Consider the following 20,334-nt stretch of genomic DNA (forward strand, 5'->3'; position numbering starts at 1 on the left):
CCGACCCCACCGCGGGCATCACAGAAGTGAGATAATCGCGCCTGGGTAACACCCCACCAACCAGGAGGCTACAAACCGATGACGGCCAGCACCGAGTCCACTCGCGCCATGGCGCCAGATCGCAACCTCGCACTCGAACTCGTCCGCGTCACCGAGGCCGGTGCGCTCGCCTCGGGTCGCTGGGTCGGTCGCGGCGACAAGGAAGGTGGCGACGGAGCAGCAGTCGATGCCATGCGGCAGTTGGTCAGCTCGGTCTCGATGCGCGGCGTCGTCGTCATCGGCGAAGGCGAGAAGGACGAAGCGCCGATGCTCTACAACGGCGAGCAGGTCGGCAACGGCAACGGCCCCGAGGTCGACTTCGCCGTCGATCCCGTCGACGGCACCACGTTGATGGCCAAGGGCATGCCCAACGCCATCTCGGTTCTCGCGGTCGCCGAGCGCGGCGCGATGTTCGATCCGTCCGCCGTCTTCTACATGAAGAAGATCGCCGTCGGACCCGACTTCGCCGACGTCATCGACATCACCGCACCGGTCGCGGAGAACATCGCCCGCGTCGCCAAGATCAAGAAGGGATCCACCTCCGACGTCACGGTGTGCATCCTCGACCGACCCCGGCACGCCGAGCTGATCCAGCAGGTGCGCGACACCGGCGCCCGCATCCGACTGATCTCCGACGGCGACGTCGCCGGTGCCATCGCCGCCGCACGCCCCACCTCTCCCATCGACATCCTGATGGGCACCGGCGGAACCCCCGAGGGCATCATCGCCGCGGCCGCCATGCGCTGCATGGGTGGTGCGCACCAGGGCATGCTGGCTCCGACCGACGACGACGAGCGCCAGAAGGCGATCGACGCCGGACACGATCTCGATCGCGTCCTGTCCACCGAGGACCTGGTCTCGGGCGAGAACGTCTTCTTCACCGCGACCGGCGTCACCGACGGCGACCTGCTCCAGGGCGTCCGATACTCGGGCGGCGGTGCGCACACACAGTCCATCGTGATGCGCTCGAAGTCCGGCACCGTCCGCATGATCGACGCGTACCACCAGCTCAACAAGCTCAAGGAGTACTCGAACATCGACTTCGACGGCGACACCTCCGGCGCCATCCCGTCCTTCTGACCGTCCGCTCGACGAAGTTTCCGCTCCCCTACCGAGGCAAGAGGTCAATGACAGAGAACGAACAGCAGTTCCGGATCGAGCACGACACCATGGGAGAGGTTCGCGTTCCCATCGATGCGCTCTGGCGTGCCCAGACGCAGCGTGCCGTGGAGAACTTCCCCATCTCGGGCCGTCCGCTCGAGCGCACTCAGATTCGCGCGATGGGCCTGCTCAAGGCAGCCTGCGCGCAGGTCAACAAGGACCTCGGTCTGCTCGACGGCACCCTGGCCGACGCGATCATCGCCGCCGCCACCGAGATCGCCGACGGCAAGCACGACGATCAGTTCCCGATCGACGTCTTCCAGACCGGCTCGGGCACCAGCTCGAACATGAACGCCAACGAGGTCATCGCGTCGATCGCGAAGGCGGCAGGCGTCGAGGTGCACCCCAACGATCACGTGAACATGTCGCAGTCCTCCAACGACACGTTCCCGACGGCCACTCACGTCGCCGCCACCGAGGCAGCTGTCACCTCGCTCGTGCCCGCACTGCGCCACCTCCACGAGGCTCTCGTGGTCAAGGCAACGGAGTGGAAGCACGTTGTGAAGTCCGGCCGCACCCACCTCATGGATGCCGTTCCGGTCACCCTCGGACAGGAATTCGGCGGCTACGCCCGTCAGATCGAAGCCGGCATCGAACGCGTCGAGGCCACCCTGCCGCGGCTCGGTGAACTGCCCATCGGCGGCACCGCCGTCGGCACCGGACTCAACGCACCCGACGGCTTCGGACCGAAAGTCGTTGCCGCACTGGTCGCGTCGACCGGTATCGATGCACTCACCGCCGCCAAGGATTCGTTCGAGGCGCAAGCCGCACGCGACGGTCTCGTCGAGGCCTCGGGCGCACTGCGCACCATCGCGGTCTCACTGACCAAGATTGCCAACGACATTCGCTGGATGGGATCGGGACCGCTCACCGGACTCGGCGAGATCACCCTCCCCGACCTGCAGCCCGGTAGCTCCATCATGCCCGGTAAGGTCAATCCCGTTCTGCCCGAGGCTGTTACGCAGGTCGCGGCTCAGGTCATCGGCAACGACGCCGCGGTCGCATTCGGCGGCGCGTCGGGCGCATTCGAGCTCAACGTGTACATCCCGATGATGGCGCGCAACGTACTCGAGTCGTTCAAGCTGCTCGCCAACGTCTCGGTGCTGTTCGCCGACAAGTGTGTCGTCGGCCTCGAAGCCAACGTCGAGCACCTCAAGACCCTCGCCGAGTCCTCGCCGTCCATCGTGACGCCGCTGAACTCCGCGATCGGCTACGAGGAAGCCGCCGCCGTCGCCAAGCAGGCACTCAAGGAGAAGAAGACGATCCGTCAGACGGTCATCGACCGCGGACTGATCGGCGACAAGCTCAGCGAAGCCGAACTGGACAAGCGCCTCGACGTCCTCGCCATGGCGAAGGTCAAGGACTAGCTTCCCCGTTCGCCCCGTCGAACCCCTGAAAGCGTGAATGGTCCATTGCACCGCCGAGACGTGTGCAATGGACCATTCACGCTTTCGAAAGGGGCCGAACCTCAGGCGAGGTGTGCGAGTTCCTCGCGTGCCTTCAGGCCGTCCTCGCCCAGATCCGTGCGGTCGAAGATCTTCCAGCCTGCGAGCAGCGGCTTGAACACCTTGTCGCGTTCCTGATCGGCGTCGTAGATTCCGGCTTCGGCGAGGGCGGCGGAACTGCTGCCGCGGTCCGGGAGATCGACCTCGGGAATCTTGAATCCGTTGATCCGGTCTGCGATGGCGCGGGCGGCCTGGTCGGGCACCACGGCGAATGCCTCGTCGATGATGTTGGCGTAGAACGTCGACTGCAGCGCGTCGTCGTCGGCGATGCGGCCGAGGATGGTGGCCAGCACCGGGTCCTTGCCGAGGGCGATGGTGTTGCGGTTGCGCAGCGAGGCTGCGGCTTCCTCGATGGCGAAGCGCGCGAGGATGTCGAGCAGACCCTGGCTGGGAGCGTCGAATCCGAGTGTCATGTGCTCCATCCGAACCCGCTCGAGGGCGACCGGATCGACTGCGCGGGTGAGCACCAGGAAGTTGCGCAGCACGATGGACTGTCGGTTCTCCTCCGACGTCCATCGGCCGGTCCACTTCCACCAGGCCCCGAGGCCGGTGAGCGCGTGGGCCAGTTCGCGGTGGTACGCGGGCAGGTTGTCGGCCACCAGCACGCCGACCGTGGCGGACAGGATTTCGACATCACTGAGGTGCGACTGCTCCGGCGTCCAGTCCTCGCCGCCGAGGAACGCGAAGTTCTTGCCCTCGTCGAACGGCGCGAGATCGTGGGGATGCCAGTCGTTGGCAGCCTCGATGTGGCGTCGTAGATTCTCTTCGACCGCGGGCTCCAAACGGACCAGCAGATCACCGTCGGACAGGTTCGTAGACATGCGGTAACCGTAGCGCCTACGCCCGAGCGCCCGACGTCGTGCCCCTGACCATTGTGAATTCTCCTAACGCCAGGTCGTTGCGGGTCTATTCTCAGGTGCATCCAGTCATCGAAGTGAGGACTCCTCATGATGCGGTCGGGTCGAAATTTTCTGTGTCTTGCTGTTGTGTGCTCGATGGTGGTGCTGGTCGGGTGCTCCGAGGACGCACCCACTGCCGAGAGTCCTCCGACCTCCGAGCCCGCACCGACCGGAGACCTCTCCCCCGGTCAGGTCGCAGGAGTCGATGTTCCCGACGGCCGCGTCGACGAAGCGGTCGGCAAGCTCGACGGCATCGCCGAGGAGCTGATGGCGGCGTCGAACATTCCCGGTATGGCCATTGCCGTCGTGCACGGCTCGGACGTCGTCTACTCGAAGGGCTTCGGCGTTCGCGAAGTGGGCACGGACGAACCCGTCGACGGTGACTCGGTGTTCCAGTTGGCGTCCCTGTCCAAATCGGTCGGTGCGACGGTCATCGCGTCACAGGTGGGAGCGGGCGTGGTCGACTGGTCGACGCCGGTGGTCTCGCAGCTGCCGTGGTTCGCACTCGACGATCCGTGGGTGACCGAGAACATCACGGTCGGCGACTTCTACGCCCACCGAAGCGGACTGCCCGAGCATGCCGGGGATCTGCTCGAGGACCTCGGCTACGACCGGCGCCAGGTTCTCGAACGCCTTCGGGAGGTGCCCCTCGACCCGTTCCGCTCCACGTACCACTACACCAACTTCGGGATCACGGCCGCGGCCGAGGCCGTCGCTGCGGCGTCGGGCAAGGACTGGGACACCCTCAGCCAGGACACGATCTACGGCCCGCTGGGTATGACCTCGACCAGCTCGTCGTTCGCGGACTACATCGCGCGCGCCGATCGGGCCGTACCCCACGTACTCGTCGACGGCGAGTATCAGGCGAAGTATCAGCGGGAACCCGATCCACAGACCCCCGCCGGTGGCGTCAGCTCCTCGGTGAACGACCTCGCGAAGTGGCTGACAATGCTGATCGCCGACGGAGACCACGACGGACGAGAGCTCGTGGATCCCGACGCCCTCCTGCCCGCGGTCAGCGCGCAGATCGTCTCGAGCCCGTCGGCGACACCGGACTCACGCGCCGGCTACTACGGCTTCGGGTTCAACGTCTCCACCAGTGCGGCCGGCCGCGCAACGGTGAGCCATTCGGGAGCGTTCGCACTCGGAGCCGGCACCAACTTCGTCTGGATTCCTTCACTCGACGTCGCCATCGTCGCACTGACCAATGCCGCGCCCCTCGGCATCGCCGAAACTGTGACCGCCGAGTTCGCAGACCTCGTTCAGTTCGGTGAGGTGCGGGAGGACTGGCGAACGCTGTACAAGAATGCGTTCGCCGGGATGAGCGAACCGGAGGGCGATCTCGCAGGCAAAACCGCCCCCACCAATCCCACTGCGCCACAACCTCTCGCGTCGTATGTGGGGGTGTACCAGAACAGCTACTGGGGGCCGGCGACGGTAGCGGAGATCAACGGGGAACTGACGTTGGCTCTCGGACCGAACGGAACCTCCTACGAGTTGACGCCGTGGGACGGTGACACGTTCACGTTCGAGCCGAGCGGTGAGAACGCGCCCGACGGGTCCATCTCCCAGGCGACGTTCAACGCGAATACGCTGACACTCGAGTTCTTCGACGGCGATGGATTGGGGCGATTCACGAAATGACCGAGACACAGCAGGCAACCGAGACCGTAGTGAATCTGTTCGACGCGTTGAGAAGTCGAGACACCGAGCGCGCGATGTCGCTCCTCGACGACGACATCGTCTGGCACAACGTCGGACTACCGAAGGTGCGCGGCCGCTCGAACGTGGGCAGGTTCATGGCCACGCTTGCCGAGCCTGCGTTCGGCTTCGACGTGATAGTGCACAACATCGCCGCCGACGGAGATGTCGTGCTCACCGAACGCACGGATGTGCTGATCTGGCGGCGGCTCCGAATCGAATTCTGGGTGTGCGGAACCTTCGAGCTGCGCGACGGCAAAGTGGCCGTGTGGCGGGACTACTTCGACAACGTCGACTTCCTGAAAGGTCTTGTGCGGGGAGCATTCCGGGCCGTAGTGGGCCGGTGACCCATGTGAGCGGAACCTCGTAGTGGGCTACGAAGTTCCGCTCACAATGGGGGTCAGGCTCCCGACGGCCCGAACTCTTCGAGCATTTCTGTCACCAGTGCCGCGATCGGTGAACGCTCGCTGCGGGTGAGGGTGATGTGCGCGAAAAGTGGGTGCCCCTTGAGCTTTTCGATCACTGCAGCGACGCCGTCGTGTCGTCCGACGCGCAGGTTGTCGCGCTGAGCGACGTCGTGGGTGAGTACGACGCGTGAGCCCGAACCCAGCCGGGACAGAACCGTCAGCAGCACGTTGCGCTCGAGTGACTGTGCCTCGTCGACGATCACGAAGGAGTCGTGCAGCGATCGACCGCGAATGTGCGTCAGCGGCAACACTTCCAGCATTCCGCGGGCGATGACCTCCTCCATCACCTCCGGGCTTGCGAGCCCTTCGAGGGTGTCGAAGACCGCCTGTCCCCAGGGGCCCATCTTCTCGCTCTCGCTACCGGGGAGGTAGCCGAGCTCCTGGCCGCCGACGGCGTAGAGGGGCCGGAAGACAACGACTTTCCGATGCGAGCGACGTTCGAGGACGGCCTCGAGTCCGGCAGTCAGCGCCAGAGCGGACTTACCGGTGCCTGCCTTTCCACCGAGTGAGACGATGCCGATGCTCTCGTCGAGCAGAAGATCGAGCGCCACTCGCTGTTCTGCCGAACGGCCGTGCAGGCCGAACGCCTCACGCTCACCGCGCACGAGTTGGATCTGCTTGTCGGGCGTGACGCGCCCCAGCGCACTCTGCCGTCCGGCAAGCAGTCGAACTCCGGTGTGACACGGCAGGTCTCGCGCCTCGGCGAGGTCGATGACGCCGTCGTTGAACAGCGTGTCGACTGCGTCGGGCTGCACGTCGAGCTCGGTCATGCCGGTCCACCCGGACGGCACCACGTCGTGTGCGTGGTACTCGTCGGCGGGAAGCCCGACAGCACCGGCCTTGACGCGCAGCGGAATGTCTTTGCTGACCAACACCACATCTTTGCCCTCGGCCGCCAGATTCAGGGCGCACGCGAGGATTCTGGAGTCGTTGGAGTCGGTACGGAATCCGACGGGAAGAACCGTGGGATCGGTGTGGTTGAGCTCGACTTGCAGTGTGCCACCGGAGGTTCCGATGGGAACCGGCTGGTCGAGTCGGCCGAACTCGACGCGAAGGTCGTCGAGCATGCGCAAGGATTCCCGCGCGAACCATCCCAATTCGTGATGGTGGCGTTTGCCCTCCAACTCGCTGATCACGATCAACGGAAGTACCACATTGTGCTCGGCGAACCGGATGACTGCCCAGGGATCCGAGAGCAGGACCGAGGTATCGAGCACGAATGTCCGAAGAGGGGCGGAAACGGAGCGTGAAGTGGTCACGTGGGGCTCCTACGTCTGCGCGGTACCGCGCAAACTCTGTCGCTCGGCCGGTCGGGTCCGATGTGTCAGGTGACACGAGGACCGGGTACCGGCCCTCTCGCGCTCACTAGCTCAGTCACGTATCAGAACCTCCCGCACAGGTAGCTTCCCCGCTGCCTGTTACTGCCGACGGTACCGCCGAAATCGAGGTTCGGCTCGCTGGAAGTCTGGCGTGTCGGTGAACAACGCGTTACGGCCGAATCGCCCCAGGTCGGCAATCGAGCGGTGCCGAGAGTGCCCTCCCCCGACGCGTCAATGGACCACTGCATACGTCTGAGCGATGCAACGGTCCATCGACGCAGACCAGCGTGCTGCGTCGATGGACCACTACACACGTCCGAGCGCTGCAATGGTCCATTGACGCGGACCGGGGTGGGCGCGAGAGCAGGATCAGCCGAGCAATCCCCAGTCTTCGAGGCCATCGTACAGTGGCTTGCTCTGTGCCAACTTCACGACACGTTCCTTCAGAGCGTCGCTGGCCTCGCCGGTGGCCAGGGCGGTGCCGATGATGTCGGCGACCTCGGTGAACTCGGCTTCGCCGAATCCACGGGTTGCCAGTGCGCCGGTGCCGATGCGCAGGCCCGAGGTGACCATCGGCGGGCGCGGGTCGAAGGGCACTGCATTGCGGTTGACGGTGATGCCGACCTCGTGCAGGAGGTCCTCGGCCTGTTGGCCGTCGAGCTCGGAGTTGCGCAGGTCGACGAGCGCGAGGTGTACGTCGGTGCCGCCGGTGAGGACGGAGATGCCCTTGTCTGCGACGTCGGCACCGGTCAGGCGATCGGCGAGTAGTGATGCACCGAGGAGGGTGCGTTCCTGGCGTTCCTTGAACTCGGGCGTCGCAGCGATCTTGAAGGCGACGGCCTTGGCGGCGATGGCGTGCATCAGCGGCCCGCCCTGCTGGCCCGGGAACACTGCGGAGTTGAGCTTCTTGGCCCATTCCTTCTTGGCCAGGATGATGCCGGAGCGCGGTCCACCGAGGGTCTTGTGCACGGTGGAGGAGACGACGTCTGCGTACGGCACGGGTGAGGGGTGCACGCCTGCGGCGACGAGTCCGGCGAAGTGCGCCATGTCGACCCAGAGCAGTGCGCCCACTTCGTCGGCGATGGAGCGGAACGCAGCGAAGTCCTGGTGGCGCGGGTACGCCGACCAGCCGGCGATGAGCACCTGCGGCTTGGCGGCGATGGCCTGCTTGCGCACCTCGTCCATGTCGATGCGGTGGTCTTCCTTGGACACCCCGTAGGACTCGACCTCGTAGAGCTTGCCCGAGAAGTTGAGCTTCATGCCGTGGGTGAGGTGGCCGCCGTGCGCCAGGTCGAGGCCCATGATCTTGTCGCCCGGGTTGATCAGTGCCATCAGCACGGCGGCGTTGGCCTGCGCACCTGCGTGCGGCTGCACGTTGGCGAACTCGGCACCGAAGAGTTCCTTGGCGCGGTTGCGCGCGAGATCCTCGACGATGTCGACGTGCTCGCAGCCGCCGTAGTAGCGGCGACCGGGGTAGCCCTCGGCGTACTTGTTGGTCAGGACGCTGCCCTGGGCCTGCAGCACCGCGCGGGGGACGAAGTTCTCCGAGGCGATCATCTCGAGAGTGTCGCGCTGACGCCCCAGCTCACCGGCCATCGCCTCGGCGACCTCGGGATCGAGTTCGGCCAGTGACAGGTTGTTGACGTCAGTCATAACAGGAGTCTCCAAGGGACAGCAGAGTAAAGGGGGCTCGGCCAGTTTACGAGACGCGCAATGCACCGGGTGTCAGTGGCTCGTCGAGCAGCCTGCCGAACAGTTGCGCGCGCTCACTCGCCGTCTCACCACGGTCGAGCCAGCCGGCGAGCAGCTTGTAGCCCTCGACGTAGGTGCTGATGTACGCGCGCCACAGCGGGGAGGACAGAAACCGCAGGCTGTGCCGGGCGCGCTGCGGCGATGCCAGCGACCATCGCTCCAGGTAGGCAGCCACGTCGTCCTCGCTCTTGTGCTGATCGTGCAGTAGCAGCGCGGCGTCCTGCCGGACCCCCAACAGCTGGCTCGACGCGGCCGCGAGACGCTCGGCCTTCTCGCCGTCGAATCGCAGTCCCAGATCGGCGTAGATCTCCTGCGCCCACAGGCCCCAGCCTTCGCCGACGACGGCCCCGAGCGCGTGATCGGCCAAGCCCTCGGCCATCAGGCACTGCGGGGTGTTGACCAGGAACAGCGTCTGCTCGAGCTGACCTGCACCGACCAGTCCGGTCTCCTTGCGGCAGTGTTCGGTGTGGTGCCCCGGGTAGGACTCGTGCGCGATCAGGTGCGGCAGATTGGCCATCTGCTGCTCGATGTCGGAATTGATCGCGACGGTCGAGCGATAGTCACCGAGGTAGTAGTTGAACCCGGACCACGGCTTGTCGCCGACGACCTCGTAGGTCACCTGCTCGGTGTCGGGCAGGGTGTATTCGGCTCGGACGCGGTCGCGCAACGCGGAGGAGAACGCCTCGACGCAGTCCTGCAGTCGGTCGGTCGGAATCACGTCCGCACGGCGATGCGCGATCAACCGTTCGCCGAGCGACCCGGGACCGGCGAGAACTTCGTCCATCTTGCGGTGTGCCTGCAGGTACTGGTCCTGATCGCCCGCGGAGATTCGGACGTCGAAGTAGGCATACACCTCGTCGACGAAGCCGATGTCCTCGCCTGCGAACTTGCGCGCCGAACATTCCAGTGCGCGCAGGTGAACGTCGAGGAACGTCGCGCGCTCGGGTGTCAGATCGACGTTGCCGAGCTCGGCGCGCAGTGTCTGTGCTCGACGGATCAGCTCGCGCGGCTCGGGCGCGGGGGCGTTCTCGGTGATACGACGCAACTCGGGATCGCCGGTGTACGCGTCGACGAATCCGTCTTCGAGCCGGTCGAAACTCAGGCCCAGCAGCAGGTATTCACGAACGAGGGAAGCAGCATCCATATCCGAACCCTAGTACGGCGAACGACCCCGCCCGTGCGCGATCGACCGGCACCGAGCACAATCTGGAACCATGCGACTCGCGCTCGACAGGAGCTCAGCCGAACCCTCCGCAGCTCCGACCTGTTGGAGTCGTGCGTGAGCGAGTCCAGTCCATACGTCGAGTTCGACCGTGTTCAGTGGCGCACGCTGCGCCAATCCACACCGTTGGTGCTGACCGAGGAAGAACTCGTCGGTCTGCGTGGTCTGGGTGAACAGATCGATCTCGACGAGGTGGCGGAGGTCTATCTGCCGCTGGCACGACTGATCCACCTTCAGGTCGCGGCTCGGCAACGGCTGTTCGCCGCGACCGCGACGTTCCTCGGCGAGAAGCACCCCGACCGTCAGGTCCCGTTCGTCATCGGTGTCGCAGGGAGTGTCGCCGTCGGAAAGTCGACGACGGCCCGTGTGCTGCAGGCACTCCTGGCCCGATGGGACCATCATCCGCGGGTCGATCTGGTCACCACCGACGGATTCCTGTACCCGACGGCCGAGCTCATGCGTCGAGGCATACTGCACCGCAAAGGATTTCCCGAGAGTTACGACAGGCGCAAGCTGCTCAGATTCGTCACCGAGGTCAAGTCCGGGACCGAAGAGGTGGGCGCGCCGGTCTATTCGCACGTCTCGTACGACATCGTCAAGGGCCAGTACCACATGGTCCGGCAGCCCGACATCCTGATCGTGGAGGGGCTCAACGTATTACAGACCGGACCGCGGTTGATGGTCTCGGATCTGTTCGACTTCTCGATCTACGTCGACGCGCGGATCGAGGACATCGAGAGTTGGTACGTCAAACGCTTTCTCGCATTGCGCAAGACGTCCTTCACCGATCCGTCCTCGCACTTCCACCACTACGCAGGCCTGTCCGACGACCACGCGCAGATCGCGGCCGAGGATCTGTGGCATTCGATCAACCTGCCGAATCTGGTGGAGAACATCCTGCCGACGCGACCGCGAGCGACGATGGTGTTACGCAAGGACAACGACCACGCGATCAACCGGCTGCGGCTTCGTAAGTTGTAGACCATAATCCACCAATGGCGGTGGAAAAGCGGTCGATCGGCGAGGTGCCGCTGATCGGTCGAGACGGCGAGCTGCAGCGAATTCTGCATGCCGCCGGCAGGTACGGCGGGATGGCCGTCAAGGCCGCGCCCGGTGTCGGCCGAACCCGCCTGTTGACCGAGGCGGTGCGGTCGCTGGTGTGCCTCGGGTGGCATCCCCACCGAGTGGTGACGGTGATGCCGACAGGTACCGGATTCGTCCCCGTCGAATCGGACCGAGCTCTGGCCGCCACGCTGGCCGACGCGCACGGCGGTCGACGCACCGTCGTGGTCATCGACGACGCCCAATGGCTGGCCGATTCGACCATCGAGCTCCTCGCGCGTCGCGTCGGATCGAAGGATCTGTTCGTGCTGGCCAGCGTCAGCGCGGGTCGACGCCGCACCCCCGTGCTCGACGCCCTGTGGAAGGACGGCGTGATCGACCGCATCGATCTCGAGCCGCTCACTCCCGAGCAGTGCCGGTCGCTGATCGAGTCGATGCTCGGTCGCAGCGGCGAAATAGTCGACAGTGCAGCAGTTTTCGCAGTCACCGCATTGTCCTCCGGCAACCTCGTGGTGCTCCGAGATCTGGTGGCGACGGCGGTCGAGCGCCGGGCGTTGACGGTGTCGTCGCACGTGTGGCACCTGTCCGCTCCCCTACCCGTGTCGGCCGGTCTGGCCGATGTGGTGCGCGATCATCTGGCTGAGGTGATCGCGCTCGCCGATTAGGCCGGCGCGGCCGAGGTCGACGACGCACTGGACATGGTCGCTCTCGCCGGTTCGCTGGAGTTCGGAGCCGCAGCCGCGGTGATGGATCCACGTCTGATCGAGGAACTCGAATCGGCCGGTGTGCTGACGATCCGCACCGAACAGAACATCGACCGGGTGACGTTCTCGACGCCCATCACCGCCCAGGTGCGCAGCGAGGACATGGCCACACTGCGCAGGCGTCGCCTGAGCCTGACGGTCGCCGACGCTCTCAACGCCTCGAGCGACGGGCTCGGCCCCCGCGAACGCGTCACCGCTGCACTGCTTCGTATCGACGCGGGCGTCTCGCTCGACGCCCCGGCGGCGGTGGAGGCGGCTCGGTTGTCGTGGCGCTTCGTACCCCCGGAGACGACGCGCAAGCTGGCCTCGGCCGCCGCGGCGGCAGGCGGCGGGTTCGATGCCCAGCTCATCCTCGCGTCCGCGGAGAGCCAGCTCGGCATGACCGAGTCCGCGCAGCAGCGGCTCGACGAGCTTCTTCGCGGGGCGGACAACGACATTCGGCGCGCGACGGCCGTGCGCGCGTGTACCGACAACATGGTGCTGCGGCTGGCGGATCCGACGCGGGCGCTGGCGCTGAACTCCAGCACCGAGCATGCCGTCGTCGATCCCGCCGTCCGCACGCAGCTGCGAGCCCAGCGCGGTCTGATGATGCATGCGATAGGCGATACGGCGGGTTCGCTTGCCTTGCTCGAACCACTGATGGACGACCTCGTCGGCGCGACGCTGATCTCGGCCAGCTTCGCCGTCGCCGCCGGGGCTACCGTCGCAGGCCGATTGTCGACCGCGTTCTCTGCGCTCGCCCGGGTGCAGCCCGAGCCCGACAATCCGGCGGCGACGGTGCTGGATCTGACGCGGTGCTTCACGATTGCCTGCGCCGGCAACTTCGAGGAGGCCACTGCACTCGCTCGCTATCGATACGACGAAGCGGTGGAACAGTTCTCACCGCTGCAGCAGGCGTGGTTCGGGTGGGCCCGCGGAGGTCTACTGCTCTCGCAGGGCCACGCGGCCGAGGCGATCCGCTGGTGCTCGGAGGCCTACACGCTCGCGGGCACACTCGGCCAGCGGTCCATGGAACCGATGGTGGCGTGTGATCTGGTCCGCGCCCTCGCGCTCGACGGGCGCACGGAGGAGGCGTCGGACCTCATCGAGGCCGCGGACCTCGACAACCCGGCCTCGCCGGCGTTGTTCGGAGCTCGCGGCACGCGTCTGGCGGCGCTGGGCTGGGCCGCGGCTGCTCGCGGAGACGTCGACGAGGCCTGCGAGCTGCTGATCGCCTCCGCCGAGGCCCATGCCGCTATCGACCACCATCTGCCTGCGCTGTTCTCCTACGTCGATGCCGCTCGGTGCGGAGCGGCAACTGCCGCACTGGCTCCCGTCCACCAGCTGGCAGGTCTGATCGAAGGGGACTTGGCCCGCACCGAAATACGCATGGTCGAGGTGCTCGCAGCACCGTCCGGGCCGGACAGCGCGGTCACCGAGCAGGTGGTGGCCGTGGCCGCGAGCGCCGAAAAACACGGCCTGGACCTGCACGCGGCCGAGATGTACTTCTATGCGCGAAACCTGTTGTTGCGCAGTAGCCCTCGCGCCGCGGCGACAGCGGGAAGGCAGGGTCACGTACTGGCCGCGCGCTGTGGACATCCCAGCACGCCGCTGCTGCACGGAACACGAGATCCGGCCCTGACGGCACGCGAACGGCAGATCGCGTCCCTCGCCGCATCAGGCCTGTCCAACCGCGACATCGCCGACGCCGTCGTGCTGTCGATCCGCACCGTCGAGACGCACCTCAACCGCATCTTCGGGAAGTTGGGGATCAGCACCCGCGCCGAGCTCACATCGCTACGAGGCTCACTGCTCGATTGACCGAACCGTTGCCGTACAGGGAGGCCTCGATGTCGAGCAGGTACGGCGACGGAGCAACCCCGAGTTCGCTGTGCAGAACCGCCTCTGCTCGCCGAAAGGCAACCACCGCCTCGGCTGTGCGATGCGACCGGTCGAGGGCGATCATCAGCTGACCCCACAGGTGTTCGCGCAACGGGGCGGCCCGCAATGCGCGCTCGATCTCGGCGATCACCGTCTCGTGTCGACCGAGCTGCAGACGGGCCTCGAAGGCCGATTCCAGCACCACGGCGTGCACCTCGTCGAGATGGTCTCGCTCGTCGACGGCGAAGCCCAGATCACCGAACTCGACGAGCGCCGGGCCCCGCCACAGCGCAAGGGCGCGGCCGAACTGGCCGTCGGCCTCGGCGAATCGGCTGCGGCCGAGTGCCTCCCGCCCACGCGTGGCCAGCATCTCGAACTCGCGCAGATCCAGTCGGTCACTGCCCAGATCCAACCGATAACCCCAGGACGTCGTCACGAGCCGAGCGCCGTTCTCCGCACCGAGGACCCGACGCAGATTCGCCATGTACGCACGCAGTGACGTCAACGCCTTGGCCGGCGGACGGCAGTTCCAGACGAGATCGATCAATCGGTCGAACTCGACGACGTTTCCCGCTTCCACGAGCAGCACCGCCAACACGGTCCGCTGTTTGAGCCCACCGACTGCTTTCACCCCGGTCGCGTCGCGCACCACCATGGGTCCGAGCACGTTGTAGTCCACGATCGGAAATTCTCCGAGCCTCGAGACGACCGCGCCATCGTTTACGTAGCGATACAACCACAAGTACGTAGTGCTCTCGGGTCGTGCACAGAAGCTCGTAGCAGGCTACGAACTACAGTGCACGTCAGATACCGAACCGGCGGTGTCTGGCCGCGAAGTCGCGCAGCGCGCGCAGGAAGTCGACGCGACGGAATTCGGGCCAGTAGGCCTCGGTGAACCAGATTTCCGAGTACGCGCTCTGCCACAGCAGAAAGCCGGAGAGTCGCTGTTCGCCCGAGGTGCGGATCACGAGATCCGGATCGGGTTGGCCGGAGGTGTAGAGGTGACTACCGATCTCGTCGACGTTGATCGATGCCACCAGCTCGTCGCCGCTGACACCCTCGGCGATCTTCTCGCTCACCAGGGATTGGACGGCGTCGGCGATTTCCTGCCGCCCGCCGTATCCGACGGCGACATTGACGTGCGTTCCCGACCTTCCCTCGGTCAGCGCAGCCGCCTCTTTGAGCCGACGCGAGGTCGATGCGGGCAGCAGATCGAGGGTGCCGACGAGTTTGACGCCCCAGTTCATCTCGGGTCCGCAGATTTCCTCGACGACGTCGGTGATGATGTCGAGCAACGAATCCAATTCGTCCGCATCTCGGCGAAGGTTCTCGGTGGAGAGCAGGTAGATGGTGGCCATCTCGATTCCGGCGGCGTCGCACCAGCCGAGCATCTCGGCGATCTTCAGCGCGCCCATGCGGTGCCCGTGCGCGACGTCGGTGAACCCGTTCTCGCGCGCCCAGCGGCGATTGCCGTCGCACATCACTGCCACGTGCCGCGGGTGCTGAACCCCTTCGAGCTGGCTCAGCAGACGCCGCTCGTACACGTTGTAGAGAACGCCGCGGACCTTCTGCGGAATGATCACCACTGCTTTGTCACCGCTGCTCTCATCACCACGAAGGATCACCTTACGCCGACGTCTGCGAGCCGGTCGCCGGTACAGTAGCGTCAGAACCTACGGTGGCGTAGGTTTCGCCGGCGGTACGGAGAGGTCATTTTTCATGACGATGTTCGGACTCGACGAGATACCCGTCAAACCACGCATGCGCGGCTGGATTCACCTGTACGCGTTCGGCGTGGCAGTGGTATGCGCGATCACTCTCGTCACGCTCGCGTTCAGCATGGTCTCGGTCAGTGCAGGTGTCGCCGTGAGCGTGTATTCCATCACCGTCTGCGGCGTGTTCGGGGTCAGTGCCACCTACCATCGCGTGCACTGGAAGACCACGGCGTCGCAGATCTGGATGAAGCGCGCCGATCATTCGATGATCTTCCTGTTCATCGCAGGTAGCTACACCCCGTTCGCGGTGCTGGGGCTACCCGCCTCGACCGGGCGCATGTTGCTGATCGTCGTCTGGGTCGGGGCCCTCGCCGGGGTGGCCCTGAAGATGTTGTGGCCCACCGCTCCCCGATGGGTCGGGGTACCGCTGTACCTGCTCCTCGGCTGGGCGATCGTCCCGGTCGCACCCGCGCTGATCGACCACGTCGGCTATGCACCGTTCGTGTTGCTGCTCGTGGGCGGAGTCTTCTACAGCATCGGAGCCGTGCTGTATGCCACCAAGTGGCCGAATCCATGGCCGACGACCTTCGGCCATCACGAGTTCTTCCACGCAGCAACGGTATTGGCGGCAACCTGCCACCTGGTTGCCGTGTGGCTCGTACTGTTCTGATCGCCCTCAGGTGGTTCGGGATGCCTTGTCTCGATACATCAGTGCGTCGGCGCGCTGAATCAGCGCTTCTCTCGACTCCCCCGGCTCACGCACCGCAACGCCCACACTCACCGACACCCCGAGCAGACTCGATCCGAACGGCACCGGCTCGCCGCAGATCGCCGACCGCACCGATTCGGTGACTTCGGCGCTGTCGAGCCCCTTCGGCCCGTCGAACGTGACAGCGAACACGAACTCGTCTCCTGCGTATCGGCCGACGACGCTCCCGCGCGGCGACCACTGGTGCAGTCGACGTCCCGCTGCCTCCAGCAGGGCGTCACCTGCCGGGTGGCCGTGCGCGTCGTTGATCGATTTCAACCGATCGACGTCGACGAAGGCCAGGGCAACCGGCAGATCCTCGACGATCCATTCGTCGACGTGGGCGAGCAGGGGACCTCGTCGCAGCAATCCGGTCAGTTCGTCGCGCTCGGCGCGATCGCGCCAACGAACGGTGTCGTCCACGACGGGATTGACCAGGTCCAGCAGTGCGACGATGAACCGTCGCCCCGCGATCATCGAGATTCCGACGTGCATCCAGCAGGAGACGACCTCTCCGTCGCCGCGCCGCACTCGACGTAGAGCGCCGACCGGTCGACCGTGTTCGGTGGAGCCTGCGTCGGGGTAGCGATGCTCGAGCTGGACCGCGATGCGCGTGGCGGACGCGCGATCCCCGAGCGGCACGAAATCTGCCACGGGTCGACCCACCATGTCGTCCACCGCGCACCCGAGCACGCCCTCGCACAGGATGTTGGCACCGACCACCTCGTACTGCATCGAATGCACCATGGCCGCCATCGGAACCGCGGCCACGAACTCGGCGACGGCAGCGCGCTGTTCGTCGGTCACCGCCTCGTGCGCGGTGTCCGCACGCATCACACCCTCATTCATGACACCTTCACTCATGACACCGTCGATCCATTGGTAGACGTTCGACCGCCCCAGGCCGAGGAAACTTCGGGCAACAGTACTGTTCCTCCGTCGAAGCATCGACGAGCGTCGTCACCTCTGCAGTGCGAACGACAAATCTTCGGCAGAGGTCACAGGACGGTCGCACACGAAGCCACGACACACGTATGCCGTTTCGAGGCCGTCGACGGGTGGACGGTCGGTCAGCAGTACCGACGAATCCGTCACGCCTGCCACCACCACGGAACCTCCCGGAGCGAGAGCCCGCGCAGCCGAGAGCAGCTCACCGCCGGGTGCCGTCGACACCGCGATCTGAATCGGGCCACGAACGGACGCTTCGGCGACGGCCAGCCAGTGCCCACCGGACCTGGGCGCTCGTTCGAGAATCGACGCCGATCGCGCCAACGACGCAGCCGCCAGTTCGCCGTAGCGCGCCGAGGAGTTGTGATCGACCAACGCAGCTGCGGTGAGCAGTGCCTCGGTCATCGTGGATGCGCCCGACGGGGTGGCCCCGTCGATCGGGTCACGGGGCCGGGTCACGAGAGCCTCGGCATCGTCGGCGGTGTCGAACCACCCGCCGACGTCGTCGGGGTCGGCGAAGTGGTCGATCGCAGCATCGATGATCGACGTCATTCGCTCGGTCCAGACTGTGTCTCCGGTGGCCTGGAACAGCGCTGCGGCGGCGACCGCGAGACACGCGTAATCCTCGAGCACGCCGGTGGCCTCGCCGACTCCGCTGCCGAGTGAGGCGCGGCGGATCCGGCCGGACTCGACGTGTCCGGCGAACAGTTGCTCGCCGCACTCGACTGCCGCGTCGACCCAGCGCGGCTGCCCCAGCCCGGTACCGGCCTCGACCAGTGCGGTGATCGCCAACCCGTTCCAGGCGGTGACGACCTTGTCGTCGCGGCCGGGTTGCGGCCGAGTCGCGCGAGCGGCCGACAACGCGGCGCGCACCCGGGCGAACCGGTCGTAATCCTCCGGTTCGGCGGGCAGCTGCAGTACCGACATGCCGGCCTCGAACGTGCCTGCCGAGTTCACCGCGAACAACCCGGCTGCCCAGACACCGTCCTCGAAACCGAGTGTCTCGGTCAGTTGTTCCGGAGTCCACGCGTAGGTCAGACCCTCGATGCCTTCGGTGTCGGCATCGAGTGCCGACGCGAAACAGCCGTTCTCCGTGCGTAATTCACGGAGCATGAACTCCGCAGTGTCCGACGCCACCCGCCGGGCGAGCGCATCGTCGTCGACCCGGGCTGCGTGCGCGTAGAACCGCAACAGCAGCGCGTTGTCGTAGAGCATCTTCTCGAAGTGCGGGACGACCCACTCGGCATCGACGGAGTAGCGCGCGAATCCACCGCCCAGCTGGTCGTAGATTCCACCACGCGCCATCGCCGACGCGGTACGGCGAACGACGCCGAGGACCTCGGAATCGCCGGTGCGCTCGTAGTGCCGAAGCAGACCTTCGAGCAGCGCGCCGGGTGGGAACTTCGGTGCCCGGCCGAAGCCGCCGTAGGTGGTGTCCTCGTCGGCGCAGATCGCCGAGACCGAGGCCGCCAGCGCGTCGGCGTCGATCGGGCGACCGCCTGCGGGCACGCCTGCACTGTGCTTGCGCAGTTCGGTGACGATGTCGGCGGAGGCGTCGAACACCTCCTGTCGCCGCGTCGACCAGGTGTCGGCGATCGCGGTGAGCAACTGCTGGAACGACGGCATTCCCTGACGCGGGGCAGGCGGGTAGTACGTACCGCAGTAGAACGGTTCGGTGTCGGGGGTGAGGAAACACGTCATCGGCCACCCACCTTGGCCGGTCATTGCGACGGTGGCGTTCATGTACACCGAGTCGAGGTCGGGTCGTTCTTCGCGATCGACCTTGATGCACACGAAATGCTCGTTCATCAGTGCCGCGGTCGCCTCGTCCTCGAACGACTCGTGGGCCATGACGTGGCACCAATGGCACGCCGAGTATCCGATCGACAGCAGGATCGGAACATCGCGATCGCGGGCCGACTGCAGAGCCTGCGGTCCCCACTGCTGCCAGTGCACCGGGTTGTCCGCGTGCTGCCTCAGATACGGGCTGGTGGACTCACCCAGGGCATTGGCGTCGAGCATCAGGGCTCGTCGGAGACGGCGGGTTTGGGTCGAGACTTTTCCGGTGGAAACGGATCTGCTATCCCGCCGCGGTCGGTGCCCTCGTCGAGGGCCTGATCCAACGTCGGATCCTCCTTCTCGAACGTGGCGGGCAGACGCTTGATCTTCTTGTTCATCGACCAGATCAGCAGTGCCGTTCCGACCAACAGCGCGACCAGGATCACCAGTCCGATCGGCGAGGACTTGCCGAATTCGGGACCGGTGGGCTGCTGGGCGAGGATCGAAACGATCATTTCTCGGTCTCTTCTATTCCGGCGAACAGGTCCGTCTCGGGCAGCGACGTCGTGACCCGAGTGCGGGCCAGCTCGAACTCCTCGGTGGGCCACAGCTTGCGTTGTACGTCCAGCGGCACGGCGAAGAACGACCCGTTGGGATCGATCTGCGTCGCGTGTGCGCGTAGTGCGTCGTCGCGATGATCGAAGTAGTCGCCGACGGTGACCTGCGTGGTGATACGACCCATGATCTCGTCGCGCTGGCCGTCCCACCGCTTGAGCCAGTCGACGAACGGGCTCTCCTCACCGCGGTCGATGAACCAGTCGTGGAAGAGCTGCATGCGCTTACGAATGAACCCGTGCGAGTAGTACAGCTTCAGCGGAGTCCAGGGCTCACCCGCGTCGGGGAACCGTTCGGGATCCCCCGCTGCCTCCCACGCCGCCATCGAGACCTCGTGGCAACGAATGTGGTCCGGGTGTGGGTAGCCGCCGCGCTCGTCGTAGGTGGTGATGACGTGCGGCTTGAACTCGCGCACCACTTTCACCAGCGCCTCGGTCGAGACCTCCAACGGGACCAACGCGAAACAGCCGTCGGGAAGCGGCGGGAGCGGATCGCCCTCGGGCAACCCGGAGTCCTCGAACCCGAGCCACGTCTGCTGCACGCCCAGCACTCGGGCGGCCTCGGCCATCTCCTCACGCCGAACCTCGTGGATGCGCTCGTGCACGCCCGGAATGTCCATCGCCGGATTGAGGATGTCTCCCCGCTCGCCACCGGTCAGGGTGACGACCAGAACATCGTGTCCTTCGGCCGCGTAGCGAGCCGTTGTCGCAGCGCCTTTGCTGGATTCGTCGTCGGGATGGGCATGCACTGCCATGAGCCGCAGTCCGGACACGTTCTT

Annotated in this window: 18 protein-coding genes; 8 read left to right on the forward strand and 10 right to left on the reverse strand. The window is 65.9% G+C overall.

Annotated features, from left to right (window positions below; translation table 11 throughout):
- Positions 1-78: 78 nt before the first annotated feature.
- Together glpX and QM615_RS16270 are read left to right on the forward strand one after the other, a co-directional pair.
- Positions 79-1,119: a class II fructose-bisphosphatase gene (gene glpX / locus QM615_RS16265; protein WP_121873331.1), complete on the forward strand. Its 1,041-nt coding sequence runs from the start codon at positions 79-81 to the stop codon at positions 1,117-1,119.
- A gap of 47 nt (positions 1,120-1,166) precedes the next feature.
- Positions 1,167-2,567 carry a class II fumarate hydratase gene (locus tag QM615_RS16270; protein WP_121873332.1) on the forward strand — a complete coding sequence of 467 codons (1,401 nt, stop codon included), beginning with the start codon at positions 1,167-1,169 and terminating at the stop codon, positions 2,565-2,567.
- A 101-nt stretch (positions 2,568-2,668) separates the two neighbouring features.
- Here the strand turns inward: QM615_RS16270 and QM615_RS16275 are convergent, their stop codons facing one another.
- Complete coding sequence (locus QM615_RS16275) at positions 2,669-3,526, reverse strand: acyl-ACP desaturase (protein ID WP_149407557.1); 858 nt, start codon at positions 3,524-3,526, stop codon at positions 2,669-2,671.
- A gap of 129 nt (positions 3,527-3,655) precedes the next feature.
- Here QM615_RS16275 and QM615_RS16280 point away from each other — a divergent pair, with 129 nt between their 5' ends.
- Together QM615_RS16280 and QM615_RS16285 are read left to right on the forward strand one after the other, a co-directional pair.
- On the forward strand, positions 3,656-5,248 hold the full coding sequence (locus QM615_RS16280) for a serine hydrolase (RefSeq protein ID WP_410482260.1): 1,593 nt from the start codon (positions 3,656-3,658) through the stop codon (positions 5,246-5,248).
- The gene (locus QM615_RS16285) at positions 5,245-5,652 is read left to right on the forward strand and encodes a limonene-1,2-epoxide hydrolase family protein (RefSeq protein ID WP_149407555.1); all 408 of its coding nucleotides are present in this window, start codon (positions 5,245-5,247) and stop codon (positions 5,650-5,652) included. Before QM615_RS16280 ends, QM615_RS16285 begins: the two co-directional genes overlap by 4 nt.
- A gap of 53 nt (positions 5,653-5,705) precedes the next feature.
- Here QM615_RS16285 and phoH2 read toward each other — a convergent pair whose 3' ends face one another.
- From phoH2 to QM615_RS16300, 3 genes are all read right to left on the reverse strand, one after another.
- Positions 5,706-7,031 (reverse strand): RNA 5'-3' helicase PhoH2, encoded by a 1,326-nt coding sequence (gene phoH2, locus QM615_RS16290; protein WP_188078813.1) that lies wholly within the window; start codon positions 7,029-7,031, stop codon positions 5,706-5,708.
- Positions 7,032-7,460: 429 nt separating this feature from the next.
- On the reverse strand, positions 7,461-8,744 hold the full coding sequence (gene glyA, locus QM615_RS16295; RefSeq protein ID WP_149407554.1) for a serine hydroxymethyltransferase: 1,284 nt from the start codon (positions 8,742-8,744) through the stop codon (positions 7,461-7,463).
- A 46-nt stretch (positions 8,745-8,790) separates the two neighbouring features.
- Positions 8,791-9,987: a DUF885 domain-containing protein gene (locus QM615_RS16300; protein WP_149407553.1), complete on the reverse strand. Its 1,197-nt coding sequence runs from the start codon at positions 9,985-9,987 to the stop codon at positions 8,791-8,793.
- Between the two features lie 123 nt (positions 9,988-10,110).
- Between QM615_RS16300 and coaA the strand changes: the two genes are divergently transcribed.
- From coaA to QM615_RS16315, 3 genes are read left to right on the forward strand one after another with little or no spacing between them, the layout of a single operon-like run.
- Positions 10,111-11,046 carry a type I pantothenate kinase gene (gene coaA / locus QM615_RS16305; protein WP_179273561.1) on the forward strand — a complete coding sequence of 312 codons (936 nt, stop codon included), beginning with the start codon at positions 10,111-10,113 and terminating at the stop codon, positions 11,044-11,046.
- Between the two features lie 14 nt (positions 11,047-11,060).
- Positions 11,061-11,792, forward strand: a complete 732-nt coding sequence (locus QM615_RS16310) for an ATP-binding protein (protein ID WP_149407552.1) — start codon at positions 11,061-11,063, stop codon at positions 11,790-11,792.
- Positions 11,793-11,825: 33 nt separating this feature from the next.
- On the forward strand, positions 11,826-13,691 hold the full coding sequence (locus tag QM615_RS16315) for a helix-turn-helix transcriptional regulator (protein WP_149407551.1): 1,866 nt from the start codon (positions 11,826-11,828) through the stop codon (positions 13,689-13,691).
- Here the strand turns inward: QM615_RS16315 and QM615_RS16320 are convergent.
- Both QM615_RS16320 and QM615_RS16325 read right to left on the reverse strand, forming a co-directional pair.
- Positions 13,660-14,430 carry an AfsR/SARP family transcriptional regulator gene (locus QM615_RS16320; protein WP_149407550.1) on the reverse strand — a complete coding sequence of 257 codons (771 nt, stop codon included), beginning with the start codon at positions 14,428-14,430 and terminating at the stop codon, positions 13,660-13,662. The genes QM615_RS16315 and QM615_RS16320 overlap by 32 nt on opposite strands.
- A gap of 124 nt (positions 14,431-14,554) precedes the next feature.
- Positions 14,555-15,337: an isoprenyl transferase gene (locus QM615_RS16325; protein WP_121873590.1), complete on the reverse strand. Its 783-nt coding sequence runs from the start codon at positions 15,335-15,337 to the stop codon at positions 14,555-14,557.
- Between the two features lie 133 nt (positions 15,338-15,470).
- Between QM615_RS16325 and trhA the strand changes: the two genes are divergently transcribed.
- Positions 15,471-16,136 (forward strand): PAQR family membrane homeostasis protein TrhA, encoded by a 666-nt coding sequence (trhA, locus tag QM615_RS16330; protein WP_149407549.1) that lies wholly within the window; start codon positions 15,471-15,473, stop codon positions 16,134-16,136.
- Between the two features lie 6 nt (positions 16,137-16,142).
- On the opposite strand, the gene QM615_RS16335 is transcribed toward trhA, so the two are convergent.
- The 4 genes from QM615_RS16335 to mca all read right to left on the reverse strand — a co-directional run bounded on the left by QM615_RS16335 (position 16,143) and on the right by mca (position 20,328).
- The gene (locus tag QM615_RS16335) at positions 16,143-17,063 is read right to left on the reverse strand and encodes a sensor domain-containing diguanylate cyclase (RefSeq protein ID WP_188078812.1); all 921 of its coding nucleotides are present in this window, start codon (positions 17,061-17,063) and stop codon (positions 16,143-16,145) included.
- Between the two features lie 111 nt (positions 17,064-17,174).
- On the reverse strand, positions 17,175-19,184 hold the full coding sequence (locus QM615_RS16340; protein ID WP_149407547.1) for a thioredoxin domain-containing protein: 2,010 nt from the start codon (positions 19,182-19,184) through the stop codon (positions 17,175-17,177).
- On the reverse strand, positions 19,184-19,456 hold the full coding sequence (locus QM615_RS16345) for a hypothetical protein (RefSeq protein WP_149407546.1): 273 nt from the start codon (positions 19,454-19,456) through the stop codon (positions 19,184-19,186). Before QM615_RS16345 ends, QM615_RS16340 begins: the two co-directional genes overlap by 1 nt.
- Positions 19,453-20,328 carry a mycothiol conjugate amidase Mca gene (mca, locus tag QM615_RS16350; protein WP_188078811.1) on the reverse strand — a complete coding sequence of 292 codons (876 nt, stop codon included), beginning with the start codon at positions 20,326-20,328 and terminating at the stop codon, positions 19,453-19,455. The genes QM615_RS16345 and mca overlap by 4 nt, the downstream gene beginning before the upstream one ends.
- Positions 20,329-20,334 lie beyond the last annotated feature (6 nt).

The organism is Rhodococcus sp. IEGM 1341, assembly GCF_030056895.1.
GTDB lineage: Bacteria > Actinomycetota > Actinomycetes > Mycobacteriales > Mycobacteriaceae > Rhodococcoides.